Source organism: Streptomyces sp. NPDC040718 (assembly GCF_055593565.1).
The window spans coordinates 45,140-61,710 of the sequence record NZ_JBVIXO010000024.1; the positions used below are offsets into that span (position 1 = coordinate 45,140).

Below are 16,571 nucleotides of genomic sequence, written 5' to 3' on the forward strand. Positions count from 1 at the left end.
ACGTCGGCTCGCTGACCTGCCGTTTGGACCCGTCGGCGGAGGGATGGATTCCGCCGGACGGGTCCGGCCCGTCCCGCCGGGCGGGCCTACTCCGCCGCCGCCCGCTCCCTGGCCGGCGTACGCGAGCGCCCGCGCGGCAGGACCCGTAGCGCGTCCCCCATGTCCGCCACCTCGGTCACCTTCATGCCCGCCGGGACCTTCCCCGGGTCCGCCGGCACCAGCGCGTGCGTGAAGCCGAGCCGGTGCGCCTCGGCCAGGCGCCGCTGCACACCGGTCACCCGCCGCACCTCGCCGGCCAGGCCGACCTCCCCGATCGCGACCAGGTTCTTCGGCAGCGGCACGTCACTGGCCGCCGAGGCCAGGGCCAGCGCGATCGCCAGGTCGGCGGCCGGCTCCGTCAGCTTCACCCCGCCCACGGTCGCGCTGTAGATGTCCCGCTTGCCCAGCGCGGTGATCCGCCCGCGCTGCTCCAGCACCGCCAGCATCATCGAGACGCGGGAGGTCTCCAGGCCCGAGGTGGTGCGGCGCGGGGACGGGATCTGCGAGTCGACGGTGAGCGCCTGCACCTCGGCGACCAGCGGGCGCTTGCCCTCCAGCGTCACGGTCAGGCAGGTGCCCGGCACCGCCTCGGCGCGCCGGGTCAGGAACAGCCCGCTCGGGTCGGCGAGTCCGGTGATGCCCTCGTCGTGCAGCTCGAAGCAGCCGACCTCGTCCGTGGCCCCGTAGCGGTTCTTCACGCCGCGGACCAGGCGCAGCCGCGCGTGCCGGTCGCCCTCGAAGCTGAGCACCACGTCCACGAGGTGCTCCAGCAGGCGGGGGCCGGCGATGGCGCCGTCCTTGGTGACGTGGCCGACGAGCAGGGTGGCCATGCCCCGCTCCTTCGAGGCGCGGATCAGTGCCCCCGCGACCTCGCGGACCTGGGCCATGCCGCCGGGCGCGCCGTCGATCTCGGGAGAGGCGATGGTCTGCACGGAGTCCAGGACCAGCAGCGAGGGGTTCACCGCGTCGAGGTGGCCCAGTACGGCGGACAGGTCGGTCTCGGCGGCGAGGTAGAGGTGGTCGCTGAGGGCCTTGATCCGGTCGGCCCGCAGCCGGACCTGGCTCGCGGACTCCTCGCCGGTGACGTAGAGGGTGCGGTGGTCGCCGGTGGCCGCCTTCGCGGCGACGTCCAGCAGCAGCGTCGACTTGCCGACGCCGGGCTCGCCGGCCAGCAGCACCACCGCGCCGGGGACGAGGCCGCCGCCCAGGACGCGGTCCAGCTCGTCCACGCCGGTGCTGCGGGCGGTCGCGGTCCTGCCGTCGACCTGGGCGATGGGCAGCGCGGCGGTCGAGACCCGCCCGGCGGCGGTGGTCCGCACGGCGGGGGCGCCCATCTCCTCGACGGTCCCCCACGCCTGGCACTCGGGGCACCGGCCGAGCCATTTCGCGGTGGTCCAGCCGCACTCGGAGCAGCGGTAGGACGGCCGGTCCTTGGCGGATGAGCGAGATGTACGGGCAGCCATGCCGCCCACGGTAGCCGTCGCCACCGACAACGCCCGACCGGTCCGGCGGCCGGTCCGGCGGCCGACCCGGCGGCCGGCCCGTCGCCAGCCGGTCGTCAGCCGGTCGTCAGCCCGGCGCCGGTCCGGCGTCAGGGCCGCTGTCAGCGGAGCGGCGATCTGTTCACCCTTAAGGGCTAAAAGCCCGGAAGGCTTCCGGAGCGTTACCGGCGTGCCGCCTACGGTTCGCCGAGTGAACAGCAGCGACCAGGGAGACCCCGTATCGCGCACCGGCGCACACCCAGCGCACAGGCGCACGCCCCGAGCAGACTGGACGGGGCCGACGGGTGAGACGGGTGGTGCGGAGGATGTGCCTGTTGCCCGTGGCGCGTCCGATGCGGTAGTGGCGCCCGGTACCGGTGGTGTGGGTGATACGGGCGCTGCGGCCGGCGCCGGTGACACCCTCCGGCTGGAGGTCCCCGAGCCCCCGCCCTTCCGGCACGAGCCCTACCTGGACGGGCTCTTCACGTACTGCCTGTCGGTCCTGTGCGACCACGACGCCGCCGCCGACGTGCTCGGCGACGTCCTCGCCGTGGCCGAGCGGCACCCCGGCCGATGTCCCGACGAGGGCGACCGGAGGGCCTGGCTGTACGCGCTCGCCCGCTGGGCCTGTCTGCGCCGGATGGCCGAGCGCAGGCGGGTGCGCCAGGGGGCGCATTCCGCCCGGCAGCGCACGCCGGAGCACACCCACCCCGACCGCATGCCCCAGGCGCACCGCCCGCTCGACGTGAGCGCCTACCGCCGCACCGAGCTCGCCCGGCTCGCCTGGCCCGAAGCCGCCGGCACCACCCCCGAGCAGCGCGAGGCCCTCGAACTCGCCGTCCGCCACCGCCTCGGCGTCACCGAACTCGCCGCCGTCCTCGGCACCGCCCCCACCACCGCCCGGGACCTGCTCTCCGGCGCCGCCTGCGAGGTCGAACGCACCCGCGCCGCCCTCGCCGTCGTCGAGACCGCCAACTGCCCGGCCGTCTCCCGCATCACCGGCGACGACGGCGACGGCCACGGCCAGGTACTGCTGTCCGCCACCCTCCGCGCCGAGCTCGTCCGCCACGTCGACGACTGCCCGCGCTGCCGCCGCGTCGCCGAACGCGTCGGCGCCGGCGCGCCCTGGCCCGGCTCCGGCGGAATCAACGCCGCCCTCCCCCTCGTCCCCGCCCCCCGCACCGCCGTCCACGCCGCCATGCTGCGCTCCGGCCGGCGCCGCGGCGGCCGCCCCGGCCCGCGCTTCGACCGCACCGGCTTCCCCATGGACCCCAAGGACCGCGCCGCCCGCCGCGACCGGTTCCGGGCCAGGGCCGTGACCACCACCGTCGTGGCCACCGTCGTCGCGGCGCCCGTGCTCGCGCTGTGGGCCGCGTACCGTGGCGCACCCGCCACCGGCGAACCCGTCGGGGGCGACGGCACCCGCATCTCGGCCAGCGAGTCGCAGATCCCGCCCCCGTACGCCGCCGGCCGCCCCCTCACCGCGTACGAGAACACCGGGAACACCGCCCACACCACCGGCGAGCCCGGCTTCGCCCCCGGCAGCGAAGCCCCCGACGTCTCCGTCGAGGTCATCAGCGCCGGCGCTCCGGCCACCCCCGAGGCCGACGGCCCCGGCGCGCCCGGCCGCCTCACCGTCGCCGCCGCCACCCGCGGCGCCACCACCCTGCTCACCCTCACCGCCTCCGGCGGCAGCCCCGTCGACTGGCGCCTCTGGTCGGACGCGCCCTGGCTGCGCGCGAGCCAGACGGCGGGCACCCTCGCGCCCGGAGAATCGGTCACCCTGCGCATCACCGTCGACACCGCGGCCCAGCCCGTCGGCGCCTGGACGGCCCGCGTCGGCGTCGACCCCGGCGGAGCGGTGGTCTCCCTGCACGGCCGCGGCCGCCCGGCCCCCACCACCGAGCCGACCCCGCCCGTCCCGGACCCCACCCCGACGCCTCCGGCCCCGGACCCGACGCCGACCCCGACGCCTCCGGCCCCGGATCCCACGCCGACCCCGACGCCCACGCCGACCCCGACGGACCCGGGGACCCCGGCGCCGTCCTCAGGAGGAACGGTTTCCCCCGACCCGGGGGCGGGGGGTCCGGGCAGCTGAGGGGCCTAAGCCGGGTCGGCGGGGTGCGGGGCCATCGGCAGCAGCGAGGCCAGCCGCGCCTCGCACAGCTTCACCAGCTCCCCGTAGCCCTCCTTGCCCATCAGCTCCGTCAGCTCCGCCCGGTACGACACGTACACCGGCTGGCCGGCACCGTGCGCGGACGTCGCCGACGTGCACCACCAGTGCAGGTCGTGGCCGCCCGGACCCCAGCCGCGCCGGTCGTACTCGCCGATCGACACCTGAAGGACGCGGGTGTCGTCGGGCCGCTCGATCCAGTCGTACGTCCGCCGGATGGGCAGCTGCCAGCACACGTCCGGCTTGGTCTCCAACGGCTCCTGGCCGCTCCGCAGGGCCAGGATGTGCAGGGAGCAGCCCGCCCCGGCCGGGAAACCGGGCCGGTTCAGGAAGATGCAGGCGCCGTCCCAGCGGCGGGTCTGCTTGTCCCCGTCGTCGTCCAGCTGGGTCCAGCCCGACTCGCTGCCGACGTCGTGGAACTGCCACAGCTCGGGCGTGAGGCGGGCGACGTGCTCGGCGACCCGCTTCTCGTCGTCCTCGTCGGAGAAGTGCGCGCCGAGGGTGCAGCAGCCGTCGGACGCCCGGCCCGCCTGGATCCCCTGGCAGCCGCTGCCGAAGATGCACGTCCAGCGGGAGGTCAGCCAGGTCAGGTCGCAGCGGAAGACCTGCTCGTCGTCGGCGGGGTCGGGGAACTCCACCCAGGCCCGGGGGAAGTCGAGGCCCTTCTCGTCCGACACCGTGGCCTTGTCGCCCTTGGCCTTGCCGCTGTTGGTCTTGCCGCCGGTCTTGTTGCTGGTCTTGTTGCTCTTGCCGGCCTTCTTCGTATTTGGCACAAGCCCAGCCTAAGCGCCCCTTCCTCCACCGCTCCGCGTTCGGCCCAGTAGCGTTTCCCGCATGAGACTCGGTGTCCTTGACGTGGGTTCGAACACGATCCATCTGCTGGTGGTGGACGCGCACCCCGGCGCGCGCCCGCAGCCCGCGCACTCGCACAAGGTGCAGCTGCGCCTCGCCGAGCTGCTCGACGAGCGCGGCGCGGTCAGCCCGGAGGGCGTCGAACGCCTCGTCTCGGCGATCGCCGGCGCGGTGCAGGCGGCCGAGGACAAGGGCTGCGAGGACGTGCTGCCCTTCGCGACCAGCGCGGTGCGCGAAGCCCCGAACGCCGACGAGGTCCTCGCCCGGGTCAAGGAGGAGACCGGCATCGAGCTGCCGGTGCTCAGCGGTGAGGACGAGGCCCGGCTGACCTTCCTGGCGGTCCGGCGGTGGTTCGGCTGGTCGGCGGGGAAGCTGATGGTCCTCGACATCGGCGGGGGCTCGCTGGAGATCGCGTACGGCATCGACGAGGACCCCGACGCGGCCGTGTCCCTGCCCCTGGGCGCGGGCCGCCTCACCTCGGCCTGGCTCCCGGGCGACCCGGCCGACCCGGCGGACGTGAAGGCGTTGCGGCGGCACGTCCGGGCGCAGATCGCGCGGACGGTCGGCGAGTTCAGCCGCTTCGGGGCGCCGGACCACGTGGTGGCGACGTCGAAGACCTTCAAGCAGCTGGCCCGCCTCGCGGGCGCGGCCCGCGAGGCCGACGGCCTGTACGTGCAGCGCGACCTGACCCGCAAGTCCATCGAGGAGTGGGTGCCCCGCCTGACGGCGATGACGACGACCGAACGCGCCGCCCTCCCGGGCGTCTCGGAGGGCCGCGCCGCCCAGCTCTTGGCAGGCGCGCTGGTGGCGGAGGCTGCGATGGACCTCTTCGGCGTGGACGAACTGGAGATCTGCCCCTGGGCCCTCCGCGAGGGCGTCATCCTGCGCAGGCTGGACCACCTGCCGTAGGCCCGGGCCGAGCGGTACGCGCCCAGCGGCGCGGGCTTACCGGCGCGGCCGGTACGCGCCCTGCGGTACGGGCTCCTCTCCTCCTGCCCCGAAACCCCCACGCCTCTCTGAGACCGCCCGAGAAGGAACCGCCCCCTGGCACGCCGCCCCGCACCCGGCTCCGGGCATTGGCACGGTTTCCATTCGAAAAGTATGACGAAAGTGCCGCCGCTTACGGTCCGCCGGGGAGGGGCCCCGTAATCTGTCACCGTGGCAGATCCACTCCGTATCCCGAACAGCCGAAACCCGAAGGTCGCCCTGTCCACCGCCTCCGTCTACCCGGAGTCCACGGCGACCGCCTTCGAGATCGCCGCCCGTCTCGGCTACGACGGGGTGGAGGTCATGGTCTGGACGGACCCGGTGAGCCAGGACGTGGAGGCGCTGCGCCGCCTGTCGGACCACCACCAGGTGCCGATCCTGGCCGTGCACGCGCCATGCCTGCTCATCACCCAGCGCGTGTGGTCCACCGATCCGTGGACCAAGCTCCAGCGGGCGCAGGCCGCGGCGGAGCGGCTGGGGGCGTCGACCGTCGTGGTGCATCCGCCGTTCCGCTGGCAGCGGCAGTACGCGCGGGACTTCGTCTCCGGGATCTGGCGGATGGCCGACGAGACGGATGTGCGCTTCGCCGTCGAGAACATGTACCCGTGGCGCTACCGGGACCGCGAGATGCTCGCGTACGCGCCCGAGTGGGACGTGACGAAGGACGACTACCGGCACTTCACCGTCGACCTGTCCCACACCGCCACCGCCCGGACCGACGCCTCCGCGATGATCGACCGGATGGGCGACCGGCTGGCGCACGTGCACCTCGCCGACGGCAACGGATCGGCGAAGGACGAGCACCTCGTCCCCGGACGCGGTACGCAGCCCTGCGCCGAGCTGCTGGAGGGGCTGGCCCGGAGTTCCTTCGACGGGCACGTGGTGATCGAGGTCAACACGCGGCGCGCCATGTCCTCCGCCGAGCGTGAGGCCGACCTCGCCGAGGCGCTGGCCTTCACGCGGGCGCACCTCGCCAAGCCGGCCGGGCGCCGGTGACCGAGCCCCCGAAGCGGCGGCGCGGTCCCGGCCGGCCGCGCCAGGACGAGGCCGACGACGGTCCCGGCACCCAGGAGCGGATCCGGCTGGCGGCCCGTGAGGTGTTCGCGGAGCGCGGGTACGACAAGACGTCCGTGCGCGGCATCGCGAAGGTCGCCGGGGTGGACCCGGCGCTGGTGCACCACTACTTCGGCAGCAAGGACGACCTGTTCGCCGCCGCAGTCGAGGTGAGCCTGGAACCGGCCCTGGTGGTTCCGGCCATTCTCGGGGCGGGCCCGGAGGGCATCGGGGAGCGGCTGGTCAGGTACTTCCTGGGGGTGTGGGAGAACCCGGCCACCCGGGTGCCGCTGCTCGCCGTGATCCGGTCGGCGCTGACGCACGAAGCCGCCGCGAAGGTGCTGCGCACGCTGGTGCTGCGCCGCCTGCTGGAGCGGATCGCCGCCGATCTGGACGTTCCGGATCCGACGTTCCGGGCGGAGCTGGCAGCCTCGCACATGGTCGGCATCGCGATCCTGCGGTACGTGGTGCAGGTCGAGCCGCTCGCGTCCGCGGACCAGGAGGACATCGTCGCCCTGGTGGCTCCGACGCTGCAGCGCTACCTGACCGAGGAGTGACCGAGCGGTGACTGAGGCGTGACCGAGGAGTGGCCCGCGCGTCCCGGCATTCGGACGAGGTGTCCGGATCGCGGGCGGTGGGCGTAGCCTCGTAACCGAGCCATATCCACAGTCGCGGCTGACCGTACAGCCGCACTCATGGGGAGTGAACGCATGCCCGAGCTGAGGTCCCGCACCGTCACCCACGGCCGCAACATGGCAGGCGCCCGTGCGCTGATGCGCGCGTCGGGCGTAGCGAGCGAGGACATCGGCAAGCCGATCATCGCGGTCGCCAACTCCTTCACCGAGTTCGTCCCCGGCCACACCCACCTGGCGCCGGTCGGCCGCATCGTCTCGGACGCCATCCGCGCCGCCGGCGCGATCCCCCGCGAGTTCAACACGATCGCGGTCGACGACGGCATCGCCATGGGCCACGCCGGCATGCTCTACTCCCTCCCGTCCCGCGACCTGATCGCGGACAGCGTGGAGTACATGGTCGAGGCGCACTGCGCCGACGCCCTGATCTGCATCTCCAACTGCGACAAGATCACCCCCGGCATGCTGATGGCCGCGCTGCGCCTCAACATCCCGGTCGTCTTCGTCTCCGGCGGCCCGATGGAGGCCGGCCAGGCGACCTTGGTGGACGGCACCGTCCGCAAGCTGGACCTGATCGACGCCATGGTCGACGCCTCCAACGAGAACGTCTCGGACGAGGACGTCCTGCGCATCGAGGAGAACGCCTGTCCGACCTGCGGTTCGTGTTCCGGCATGTTCACCGCCAACTCGATGAACTGCCTCGCCGAGGCCATCGGCCTGGCCCTCCCCGGCAACGGCTCGGTCCTCGCCACGCACACCGCCCGCCGCGCCCTGTACGAGGACGCCGGCCGCACGGTCGTGGAGATCACCAAGCGCTACTACGAGGACGGCGACGAGTCCGTCCTCCCGCGCAACATCGCCTCCCGCGAGGCCTTCGAGAACGCCATGGCCCTGGACATCGCCATGGGCGGCTCGACCAACACGATCCTGCACCTGCTGGCCGCCGCGCAGGAGGCGGGCCTGGACTACGACCTCAAGGACATCGACGCCGTCTCGCGCCGCGTGCCCTGCCTGGCCAAGGTCGCCCCGAACGTCGCCCCCGGCGGCACGTACTACATGGAGGACGTCCACCGCGCCGGCGGCATCCCCGCCATCCTCGGCGAGCTGTACCGCGGCGGGCTCCTCAACAAGGACGTCAGCACCGTCCACTCCAAGGGCATGGAGGACTGGCTGGCGCAGTGGGACGCCCGCTCCGGCACGGCGTCCGAGGTGGCCATGGAGCTGTGGCACGCGGCCCCCGGCTGCAAGCGTTCCGCGACCGCCTTCTCCCAGTCCGAGCGCTGGGAGAGCCTCGACCTCGACGCGGAGGGGGGCTGCATCCGCTCCGTGCAGCACGCGTACTCCAAGGACGGCGGCCTCGCCGTCCTGCGCGGCAACCTCGCGGTCGACGGCTGCGTGGTGAAGACCGCGGGCGTCGACGAGTCGATCTGGACCTTCGAGGGCCCGGCCGTCGTGTGCGAGTCGCAGGACGAGGCCGTCGACAAGATCCTCCGCAAGGAGGTCCAGCCGGGCGACGTCGTCGTCATCCGCTACGAGGGCCCGCGCGGCGGCCCGGGCATGCAGGAGATGCTCTACCCGACGTCCTTCCTCAAGGGCCGCGGCCTCGGCAAGGTCTGCGCCCTGGTGACGGACGGCCGCTTCTCCGGCGGCACCTCGGGCCTGTCCATCGGCCACGCCTCACCGGAGGCGGCCTCGGGCGGCGACATCGCGGTCGTGCGGGACGGCGACCGGATCCGCATCGACATCCCGAACCGGTCGATCGAGCTGCTGGTCTCCGAGGAGGAGCTGGCCGCCCGCCACGCGGAGCTCGGCGGCGTGTACGCCCCGAAGGACCGCGAGCGCACGGTCTCGGCGGCCCTGCGCGCCTACGCGGCGATGGCCACCAGCGCCGACAAGGGCGCGGTCCGCGACGTGACGAAGCTGGGCTGAGCGCGCTGATTCCCGTGAACCCCGCCGGTGTGGGCTACCACCCGGCGGGGTTCCGCGTTTCCAGGGCGAAGACCGTGCCGTCGGGGGCGGAGGCGTAGACGTGGCCGTCGGTCACGACGGGGGCGGGGAGGGTGGCGCTGAAGGTGCCCTGGGAGGCCATGCGCGGCTTGGTCTGCCCGACGAGCCGCCCGGCGGCTGCGTCGACGGCCAGGAGCCGGCCGTCCCCTGTCGTCAGGTAGACCTGGCCGTCGGCGGAGACGGGCCGGGACGCGAACGCCGCGCCCGTTTCCAGCCGCCACTGCTCCCTCTCGGCGCCGATCGCCACGAGACCGCCGCGAGTGCCGAACGCGTACGCCGTGCCGTCCGCGCCCACCGTCGCCTCCGCCTCGTACAGCGGAGCCGACAGCTGGACCCGGCGCACGGCGCGAGTGGCGGTATCCACCCGGACGATCCCCGCCGCCTTGTCCCCGGAGGCGTTGTCCAGCAGGTGCACCGCTCCGCGTGCCACGCCGATGGGCCGCAGGTTCCCGGCGGTCCGTACGTGCCAGCGTGCGGCACCGGTGGCCGGATCCACCTCCGTCAGCTGGGTCGAGCTGCCGTTGGCGTCCGCCGCTGTCGTGTAGAACACGGGCGCTCCCCCCGCCCCCGCTCCACCCCACCACACCGACCCGCTGCCACTGATGCGCCGGCTCCACTTCTGGGCGCCGCTCGCCCCGTCGACAGCGGTTGCCGTGCCGTCCGCCGCCACGGTGACCACGTACGGGCCCGCGACGACCACGCGCGTGCCGCCCGGCAGCTTCCGCTGCCAGCGTTCCGCGCCCGTGCCCGCGTCCAGGGCCTGGAGGAGTTCGCTGCCGGGTGCCACGACGAGGACCGATCCGGCCGAGTGCAGCGGGGCCGTGCTGGTCGTGACGCCCCGCGTGGGCGTGTTCGTGTGTACGGCCCAGCTCGTCGATCCCCCGGCCGGGTCGAGCCGGGCGGCTGCCAGGCCCCGTCCCGAGCAGTACAGGGCGCCGGACGCGGCCGAGCACGACACCGGTGGTGAGCCCGGTGACACCGACCACGGTGTGAAGCCCTTCGTCGACGCGTGCGCGACGGGGCGCTCCGACGTGTCCGTGCCTCCCCCGGGCCACAGGTAGCCGCCGACCGCCCCCGAAATGAGCAGGACTCCGAGCCCGGCGGCCAGCAGCACCGGCCGGAGACGGCGTCGGCGCCCGGCAGGCGGCATGTCCGTCGGGATCTGCTGCCGCTGGTGGGTGACCTGTTCCTCCGCCACGGGCCGGCGCGGGTGCGGTATGAACGCCTGGGTGTCCTCGGTGGTCGGGTACGCGACGGCGCGCATCTCGGCGATCAGCGCCTCGGCGGTCGGCCGCTCCGCCGGGTCCTTCGCCAGGCAGCGTTGCACGATCGGCACGAGCCGGGCCGGGAGCCCCGTCAGGTCGGGCTCGCCGTGGACGACCTGGTACGCCACGAGGTAGTGGCTGTCGGAGTCGAAGGGCCCCCGCCCGGTCGCCGCGTGCACCAGCACCGCGCCCAGCGCGAACACGTCGGCGGCGGTCCCCACGTCCCTCGGCCGCTGGAACTGTTCGGGCGCCATGAAGGGCGGGGTCCCGATCAGCTTGCCCGTCTCGGTGCGCAGGTCGCTGTCGGAGGGGCGCGAGATGCCGAAGTCGATGACGCGCACCCCGTCGGGGGCCATCAGCACGTTGCTCGGCTTCAGGTCCCTGTGCACCACCCCGGCCCGGTGGATGTCCCGCAGGGCCTCCGCCAGTCCGGCGGCGAGCCGCGTCAGTTCGACGGGGTCCAGCACGCGTTCCCGTACCCGCTCGGACAGTGTCGGGGCGTCGATGAAGAGGGTGGCCATCCACGGCCGCTCGGCATCAGGGTCGGCGTCCACGACGGGCGCCGTGAAGGCGCCGCTCACCCGCCGCGCTGCCGCGACCTCCTGCCGGAACCGCGCGCGGAACTCGGGATCCACCGCGTGCTGGGCGTGTACGACCTTGACGGCGAGCTTCAGCCCGGAGCTGGAAGCGGCCAGGTGGACGACGCCCATGCCGCCGGAGCCGAGTACGGATTCGAGCCGGTACTGGCCGGCGTATTCCGGAAACCCGGCGTAGTCCGCGCGCTGCGACTGCACCGCTCACCACCCCCGCCGGAGCCTAGTCGATGGCCCGTGGGAACATCCAAGGGCTTGCTACCCTGCGCGCGTTGCGCAGTGCAGCACCCATGGGGGGAGATTTCACATGTCCGTTGAGAACGAATCAAGCCAAGTCCAGAGCCTCTCAGGCGACGCCGGCCCCACCTTCCCGACCGCCCCCGGCTACCGGGTGAACGTCCGCAGCGGCCCGGGCACCAACTACTCGATCATCGACTCCGTCCCGGTCGGCGGATACGTGACGATCCGCTGCCAGTGCTCCGGGACGACGGTCTCGGGCCCGTACGGCACCACGGACCTGTGGGACTGCATCGGCAACGGTCGCTTCGTCTCCGACGCCTACGTCAAGACGGGCAGCGACGGCTACGTCGCCCCGCAGTGCGGCTGACCCGGCCCCGGCAAGGTCACCGTTCTGCCAGGTGAGACACCCCCGGCGGGTCCCGCCCGCCGGGGGATAATCGGCACTGTGAGCGACGACCAGCAGCGAGACCAGAGCCAGAGCCAGAGCCCCGCCGCGGCCGCCGCGCCGGCCCCCGGGCCGCAGCCCGAGCCGATCCGGTTCTTCGGCACCTCCTGGGTGGACCACGACAACGGCTACGCGCTGCGCCGCGCCGGTGTCGCCGCCGGGTCGCTCGCCGCCGCCGTCGTCGGTGCCTACCTGCTGCGCTTCGCCTACGAGGGCCTGGAGATCGGCGACGTCGGCCCCTTCCTCAGCATCTCCGTCGTCGTCCTCTTCGCGATCGCCAGTGCCATCGCCTTCGCCAAGACCTGGGAGTCCTTCGGGCGCCGCCCGCGCCCGTCCTCCGACGAGGCCGCCCTCAAGGGCCTGAAGACGATCGGGTTCATCGGCTCCCTCGTCGCGTACTTCCTGCGCAGCCTGTCCGAGGCCCCCGGCGAGAAGCTCCGCCGCACCGAGTACGAGCGTGCCGTGGCCGAATTCGGCCGCCGCCGCAGCGCCCGTACGGGCAACCCGGCCGCCCGCCGCCCCAAGCGCAAGAAGTAGTGCCGGCCGGCCCGTCCGCCTGAACCCCGAACACCCGCCTCATTGACGCCCGGCACAGCCGGGAGCATTATTCATCACATGATGAATAACCAGCCGGAGGAACCCCCTCCCGCCGTCCACGCCCACGGCCTCACCGTCCGCCGCGGCACCGGCCGTCACCCCCGCACCGTCCTCGACGGCATCGGCTTCGGCGTCCCCCGCGGCCGCATCACCGGCCTCCTCGGCCCCTCCGGCTGCGGCAAGTCCACCCTCATGCGCGCCGTCGTCGGCACCCAGGCCCACGTCACCGGCACCCTCGACGTCCTCGGCCGCCCCGCCGGCCACCCCGAGCTCCGCTCCCGCATCGGCTACGTCACCCAGGCGCCCTCCGTCTACGACGACCTCACCGTCCGGCAGAACCTCGACTACTTCGCCGCCGTCCTCGACCCCGGCCGCGCCGCCGCCGACCGCCGCCGCGCCGCCGTCGAGCAGGCCATCACCGACGTCGACCTCACCACCCGCGCCACCGCCCTCGCCGGCAACCTCTCCGGCGGCCAGCGCAGCCGCGTCTCCCTCGCCGTCGCCCTCCTCGGCACGCCCGAGCTGCTCGTACTCGACGAACCCACCGTCGGCCTCGACCCCGTCCTGCGCCGCGACCTGTGGAACCTCTTCCACGACCTCACCGCCCGCCGCGGCACCACGATCCTCGTCTCCTCCCACGTCATGGACGAGGCCGAGCGCTGCCACGACCTGCTCCTCATGCGCGACGGCCGCATCCTCGCCCAGGACACCCCCGAAGCCCTCCGCACCCGCACCGCCTCCGCCACCGTCGAGGAAGGCTTCCTCCGCCTCGTCGACGAAGCCGACGGCCGAGCCCGAGACCTCTCCAGGGAGACCCCGCGATGAACGGCGCCCGCACCCTCGCCACCGCCGCGCGCGTCCTGCGCCAGCTCCTCCACGACCCGCGCTCCATCGCGCTGATGCTGCTGGTCCCCGTACTGATGCTCACCCTGCTGCGCTACGTCTTCGACGGCAGCCCCCGCACCTTCGACAGCATCGGCGCGTCCCTCCTCGGGATCTTCCCCCTCATCACGATGTTCCTCGTGACCTCGATCGCCACCCTCCGCGAACGCACCTCCGGCACCCTCGAACGCCTCCTCGCCATGCCCCTCGGCAAGGCCGACCTCATCGCCGGCTACGCCCTCGCCTTCGGCGCCGTCGCCGTCGTCCAGTCCCTCCTCGCCACCGGCCTCGCCCTCTGGCTCCTCGGCCTCGACGTCATCGGCTCCCCCTGGCTGCTCCTCCTCGTCGCCCTCCTCGACGCCCTCCTCGGCACCGCTCTCGGCCTCTTCGTCTCCGCCTTCGCCGCGTCCGAGTTCCAGGCCGTCCAGTTCATGCCGGCCGTGATCTTCCCGCAGCTGCTCCTGTGCGGCCTGTTCGCACCCCGCGACACCATGCAGCCCGTACTCGACGCCATCTCCGACGTCCTCCCCATGTCCTACGCCGTCGACGGCATGACCCAGGTCCTCACCCACACCGACATGACCGCCGACTTCGTACGCGACGCCGTCGTCGTCGCCGCCTGCGCGCTGCTCGTCCTCGCCCTCGGAGCCGCCACCCTCCGCCGCCGCACGCCCTGACCACGGAGCGGACACCCCCTCACCACGACGCGCACGGGTGCGAGGATGAGGGCGTACGTCCTGAGTACGTCCTGAAGGTTCGTTCGGCGAGGTGAATCGGGCATGACCCAGACAGTCGCAGTCCTCGGTACCGGCAAGATCGGCGAGGCCCTGCTCAGCGGGATGATCCGCGGCGGCTGGCCGGCCGCCAAACTGCTCGTGACCGCCCGCCGCCCCGAACGGGCCGAGGAACTCCGCACCCGCTACGGCGTCGAGGCCGTCAGCAACGCGGAGGCCGCCAAGCGCGCCGACACCCTCATCCTCACCGTCAAGCCGCAGGACATGGGCAAACTCCTCGAAGAGCTCGCCCCGCACGTCCCCGCCGACCGCCTGGTCATCAGCGGCGCCGCCGGCATCCCCACCGCCTTCTTCGAGGAGCGGCTCGCCCCCGGCACCCCCGTCGTCCGCGTCATGACGAACACCCCGGCCCTCGTCGACGAGGCCATGTCCGTCATCTCGGCCGGCAGCCACGCCACCGCCGCCCACCTCCAGCACGCCGAGGAGATCTTCGGCGGCGTCGGCAAGACCCTGCGCGTCCCCGAGTCCCAGCAGGACGCGGCGACCGCCCTCTCAGGCTCCGGGCCCGCCTACTTCTACTTCCTCGTCGAAGCCATGACCGACGCCGGCATCCTCCTCGGCCTGCCCCGCGCCCAGGCCCACGACCTCATCGTCCAGGCCGCCATCGGCGCCGCCGTCATGCTCCGCGACAGCGGCGAGCACCCCGTCAAGCTTCGCGAGGCCGTCACCTCCCCGGCCGGTACGACGATCAACGCCATCGTCGAGCTGGAGAAGCACGGAGTGCGCGCGGCCCTGATCGCCGCCCTCGAAGCGGCCCGCGACCGCAGCCGCGAACTCGCCACCGGCAACAGCTGACGCAGGAGGCGCCCCCGACGGGGGCGCCTCCTCCCTTCACGGAGCCAGCAGCCCGATGGCCTCGTACGCCCGGTCCACCACCGGCCGCGCGATGTCCCGCGCCCGCCCGGCCCCGTCGCGCAGCACCCGTTCCACCTCGCCCGGGTCGGCCGCCAGCCCGGCGTGCCGCTCCCGCAGCGGCCGCAGCAGCTCCACCACGGCCTCGGCCACGTCCCGCTTCAACGGCCCGTACTGCTCGTACTCCTCCGCCAGCTTCTCCGGGTCCCCGCCCGTACAGGCGGCCAGGACGTCCAGCAGGTTCGCCACCCCGGGCCGCGCGGCCCGGTCGTAGACCACCCCGCCGTCCCCGTTGTCGGTCACGGCCCGCATCACCTTCTTGGTGATCACAGCCGGCTCGTCGAGGAGGTAGACGATCCCGGCGCCGCTCTCACTGGACTTCCCCATCTTCGAGGTCGGGTCCTGGAGGTCCATGACCCGCGCGCCCACGGCCGGAAGAGTCACCTTGGGCACGGTGAAGGTCTGCCCGTACCGCTGGTTGAACCGCACCGCCAGGTCCCGGGTCAGCTCCACGTGCTGCCGCTGGTCCTCGCCGACGGGCACCTCCTCAGCCGCGTAGGCCAGGATGTCGGCGGCCATCAGCACGGGATACGTCAGCAGCGACAGCCGTACGCCGTTGCCGGACGCCTCCGCCTTCGCGGCCTTCTCCCGGTACTGGATCATCCGCCGCAGCTCCCCGTCGGCGGCGGTGCACTCCAGCAGGTAGGACAGCCGGGTGTGCTCGCCGACGTGGCTCTGCACGAAGAGGGTGCACCGCTGTGGATCCAGGCCGGCGGCGAGGAACAGCGTCGCGGCCTGCCGGGTGAGGCGCCGCACCCGCGCGGGATCGTGCTCCGTGGTGAGCGCGTGCAGGTCCACGACGCAGAACAGCGCGTCCGCGGGTGCGTGGTCGGCCGCGACCCACTGCCGCAGGGCCCCCAGGTAGTTGCCCAGCGTCAGGTGCCCGGACGGCGTGATCCCGCTGAAGATCCTCGTCATGTCTGCTGCTCTCCCTCTGAGTACGTGGTGCGTGGTGCGTGGGTGTGGTGCCGTGGCCACCGCGCCGGGCGACCGAGCCACTCCCGAGGGGGAGAAACAGAAACGGCCGCCGTAGCGGCGGCCGTGAGCGCATGCGTGCTCGCGTTGGGGTCGGCCGCCGTCAGGCGGCCCACCAGCAGAGGCTGAGTGTGAGCACGTGCGTAGTCATGGGGAGCAGCGTAGCTCCGGGGGTGTGAGGAGCACGTGAGGTTTTCCGGCCAGTCGTCGGCCGGTCAGCCGGGGTTGACACGCGTGTGCCCGATCCGTAAGGTTCTTCGAGTTGTCCGACGTGAGCGCCGACCCCGGTCGGTCCCCGGACAGCCATCCCGCACTACGACATTCGAACGAACGACGCACTTCGTCGTCTCGTTTTCATGCGTATTTGCGAATGAGGAATCCGCGTTCCAGGACGCAGCCGCCGATTGGCTTCGGGGGCAAGGAATCCGCTACTGTCTCACTCGCCGGAAGGGCCCAACAGCCCGAAAGGCAAAACCCCGCTGACTGGGGGTCAGGCCCGAAAGGATCTGATAGAGTCGGAACCGCCGGAAAGGGAAAGCGCGAAAGCGGAGGACCTGGAAAGCGAGCGAGAAAGACTCTGATAGAGTCTGAATCGCAAGAACGAAAGCCCGGAGGAAAGCCCGAGAGGGTGAGTACAAAGGAAG

At 73.1% G+C, this 16,571-nt stretch carries 14 protein-coding genes; 10 read left to right on the plus strand and 4 right to left on the minus strand.

All coding sequences use genetic code 11. The features are described 5' to 3' along the window. Positions 1-86: 86 nt before the first annotated feature. Positions 87-1,502 carry a DNA repair protein RadA gene (gene radA, locus ACZ597_RS34095; RefSeq protein ID WP_471338989.1) on the minus strand — a complete coding sequence of 472 codons (1,416 nt, stop codon included), beginning with the start codon at positions 1,500-1,502 and terminating at the stop codon, positions 87-89. A 400-nt stretch (positions 1,503-1,902) separates the two neighbouring features. On the opposite strand from radA, the gene ACZ597_RS34100 reads away from it, so the two are divergent. Then, positions 1,903-3,618, plus strand: a complete 1,716-nt coding sequence (locus tag ACZ597_RS34100; RefSeq protein WP_471338992.1) for a BACON domain-containing protein — start codon at positions 1,903-1,905, stop codon at positions 3,616-3,618. Between the two features lie 5 nt (positions 3,619-3,623). Here the strand turns inward: ACZ597_RS34100 and ACZ597_RS34105 are convergent, their stop codons facing one another. Next, the gene (locus ACZ597_RS34105; RefSeq protein ID WP_471339025.1) at positions 3,624-4,370 is read right to left on the minus strand and encodes a DUF3109 family protein; all 747 of its coding nucleotides are present in this window, start codon (positions 4,368-4,370) and stop codon (positions 3,624-3,626) included. A 157-nt stretch (positions 4,371-4,527) separates the two neighbouring features. Between ACZ597_RS34105 and ACZ597_RS34110 the strand changes: the two genes are divergently transcribed. From ACZ597_RS34110 to ilvD, 4 genes are all read left to right on the plus strand, one after another. Continuing rightward, positions 4,528-5,454: a Ppx/GppA family phosphatase gene (locus ACZ597_RS34110; RefSeq protein ID WP_471338995.1), complete on the plus strand. Its 927-nt coding sequence runs from the start codon at positions 4,528-4,530 to the stop codon at positions 5,452-5,454. Positions 5,455-5,703: 249 nt separating this feature from the next. Further along, the gene (locus tag ACZ597_RS34115) at positions 5,704-6,528 is read left to right on the plus strand and encodes a sugar phosphate isomerase/epimerase family protein (RefSeq protein WP_471338998.1); all 825 of its coding nucleotides are present in this window, start codon (positions 5,704-5,706) and stop codon (positions 6,526-6,528) included. Further along, positions 6,525-7,142 (plus strand): TetR/AcrR family transcriptional regulator, encoded by a 618-nt coding sequence (locus tag ACZ597_RS34120; protein ID WP_471339000.1) that lies wholly within the window; start codon positions 6,525-6,527, stop codon positions 7,140-7,142. The genes ACZ597_RS34115 and ACZ597_RS34120 overlap by 4 nt, the downstream gene beginning before the upstream one ends. Before the next feature lie 153 nt (positions 7,143-7,295). Further along, complete coding sequence (gene ilvD, locus ACZ597_RS34125; RefSeq protein ID WP_471339003.1) at positions 7,296-9,146, plus strand: dihydroxy-acid dehydratase; 1,851 nt, start codon at positions 7,296-7,298, stop codon at positions 9,144-9,146. 34 nt (positions 9,147-9,180) lie between these two features. On the opposite strand, the gene ACZ597_RS34130 is transcribed toward ilvD, so the two are convergent. Further along, positions 9,181-11,283, minus strand: coding sequence for a serine/threonine-protein kinase (locus tag ACZ597_RS34130; RefSeq protein WP_471339005.1), 2,103 nt, complete (start codon positions 11,281-11,283; stop codon positions 9,181-9,183). A gap of 190 nt (positions 11,284-11,473) precedes the next feature. Here ACZ597_RS34130 and ACZ597_RS34135 point away from each other — a divergent pair, with 190 nt between their 5' ends. From ACZ597_RS34135 to proC, 5 genes are all read left to right on the plus strand, one after another. Then, positions 11,474-11,689, plus strand: coding sequence for a peptidase (locus tag ACZ597_RS34135; RefSeq protein ID WP_471339008.1), 216 nt, complete (start codon positions 11,474-11,476; stop codon positions 11,687-11,689). 78 nt (positions 11,690-11,767) lie between these two features. Beyond that, complete coding sequence (locus ACZ597_RS34140; protein ID WP_471339010.1) at positions 11,768-12,304, plus strand: hypothetical protein; 537 nt, start codon at positions 11,768-11,770, stop codon at positions 12,302-12,304. Between the two features lie 78 nt (positions 12,305-12,382). Next, the gene (locus tag ACZ597_RS34145; protein ID WP_471339013.1) at positions 12,383-13,189 is read left to right on the plus strand and encodes an ABC transporter ATP-binding protein; all 807 of its coding nucleotides are present in this window, start codon (positions 12,383-12,385) and stop codon (positions 13,187-13,189) included. Then, complete coding sequence (locus tag ACZ597_RS34150) at positions 13,186-13,923, plus strand: ABC transporter permease (protein ID WP_471339015.1); 738 nt, start codon at positions 13,186-13,188, stop codon at positions 13,921-13,923. Before ACZ597_RS34145 ends, ACZ597_RS34150 begins: the two co-directional genes overlap by 4 nt. A gap of 102 nt (positions 13,924-14,025) precedes the next feature. After that, positions 14,026-14,835: a pyrroline-5-carboxylate reductase gene (gene proC, locus ACZ597_RS34155; protein WP_125818675.1), complete on the plus strand. Its 810-nt coding sequence runs from the start codon at positions 14,026-14,028 to the stop codon at positions 14,833-14,835. 36 nt (positions 14,836-14,871) lie between these two features. Here the strand turns inward: proC and trpS are convergent, their stop codons facing one another. After that, positions 14,872-15,870: a tryptophan--tRNA ligase gene (gene trpS / locus ACZ597_RS34160; RefSeq protein WP_471339018.1), complete on the minus strand. Its 999-nt coding sequence runs from the start codon at positions 15,868-15,870 to the stop codon at positions 14,872-14,874. Positions 15,871-16,571 lie beyond the last annotated feature (701 nt).

Excerpts from the sequence above, each read along its gene's own strand:
- ACZ597_RS34110 (WP_471338995.1), top strand. The coding sequence starts at position 4,528 with ATGAGACTCGGTGTCCTTGACGTGGGTTCGAACACGATCCATCTGCTG.
- ilvD (WP_471339003.1), top strand. The coding sequence starts at position 7,296 with ATGCCCGAGCTGAGGTCCCGCACCGTCACCCACGGCCGCAACATGGCA.
- ACZ597_RS34150 (WP_471339015.1), top strand. The coding sequence starts at position 13,186 with ATGAACGGCGCCCGCACCCTCGCCACCGCCGCGCGCGTCCTGCGCCAG.
- radA (WP_471338989.1), bottom strand. The coding sequence starts at position 1,502 with ATGGCTGCCCGTACATCTCGCTCATCCGCCAAGGACCGGCCGTCCTAC.
- proC (WP_125818675.1), top strand. The coding sequence starts at position 14,026 with ATGACCCAGACAGTCGCAGTCCTCGGTACCGGCAAGATCGGCGAGGCC.
- ACZ597_RS34145 (WP_471339013.1), top strand. The coding sequence starts at position 12,383 with ATGATGAATAACCAGCCGGAGGAACCCCCTCCCGCCGTCCACGCCCAC.
- trpS (WP_471339018.1), bottom strand. The coding sequence starts at position 15,870 with ATGACGAGGATCTTCAGCGGGATCACGCCGTCCGGGCACCTGACGCTG.